The following is a 1222-nucleotide window of genomic DNA, read 5'->3' on the forward strand; positions in this document are numbered from 1 at the left end:
CAGCGTTCAGTCGCGGGGGAATCAGCGCCCTCTCTGCGGGCTTGCTCAAAGCAACGCGAGACAAACGGAAAATCGTCAGGGTGTTCCGTAAGGTGGAGCAGGATAGGGTAGCTCTTTTTCCCCTCAGCGAGGTCATCGCCTCGTTTTTTCCCCGGATTTCCAGTCGTCAGGTTACGCACGTCATCGAAGATTTGGAACGCAACCCCTGCGTCGGCGGCAAGGCTTCCGGCGCGGGAGACCACCGCGCTGTCCGCTCCAACGGCGGTCAGGCTGGTTTTTGCGGCAAGGGACGCGAGTGTGCCGGTTTTGAGCCGCGTCATCGCCACGTATTCGGAGATAGCAGGATATGCGGCGCTGTCTTTGTGCCACGCAATATCCATTGCCTGCCCCAAATGCAGCCGCCTGAGTTCTTCGGCGGCTAGCCGGTAGAGCCTGTTTTGCGTTTCAGCCGGAAGGCGTGCGTCCTGAATGCACGCCGCCGCCTGAAAATACAGCCACGACGCGGCGTTTATAGCGGTATCCGTGCCCCACGTCAGGTACGCGCACGGGGCGCCGCGCCGGCTTGCCGAAGCGTCTTCAATGTCGTCGTGAATCAGGCTCGCCGTGTGCGTCAGTTCCACAAGCGGCGTCAGCCGATACACGCGCTCGAACATATCCGCGTCTTCGGTCGCCGCTTCCGCACAGAGTACCATGAGCAGCGGCCGCCAGCGTTTCCCGCCGCGCTCAACCAGTTCGCGGCAGGGCGCAACGAGCGGCACGAGCTGCGCGGAGCGGACGGCGTCCGGCACCGTGCCAAACGACAGCAGGCTCTCTTCGCTCGGTGTGCGCAAGGGGAGCGCCCACCGCAAAACGGCTTCTATTTTTTCGAGACGCGAGGCGTATTCATTCATAGGGTAGTACAAAACGGTGTCGGCGAACGGCACGAAATCCGGTTACAGCAACCGTTCCACGTTGATTTCTCCCGCGGCGCACGGCGCCGTAATAGCGCAGTTTTCGAGGATTGCCGGGTGCACCTCGCCGAATACGCCCGCAGATTCGCCGCGTATCAGAATGTCTGCCTGACGGCCGGGGATAAAGCGCGGGTCTTCAGATTCCCGCGCCGCGTATTCGTGCCCCAGAAAATACAGCAGCGCGGCGACTTCGCCCGCCGCGTCGGTAAAGTTCCGGGTTGCGCCCGCGGGCCAAAAGCCGAGGCTGGGCGTGGGCCTGGTTGCGGTTATTT

General features: G+C 62.3%; 2 protein-coding genes. Both read right to left on the bottom strand.

The window, feature by feature from the left end; genetic code table 11:
- A partial coding sequence (locus AWU74_RS05765; protein ID WP_162504903.1) for a polyprenyl synthetase family protein occupies positions 1 to 890 on the bottom strand: 890 nt, incomplete at its 3' end.
- Positions 891 to 932: 42 nt separating this feature from the next.
- The coding region (locus AWU74_RS11720; protein WP_498067484.1) for a class-II aminoacyl-tRNA synthetase family protein at positions 933 to 1222 on the bottom strand (290 nt) is incomplete at its 5' end.

The sequence above is a fragment of the Treponema endosymbiont of Eucomonympha sp. genome (genome assembly GCF_001028545.1).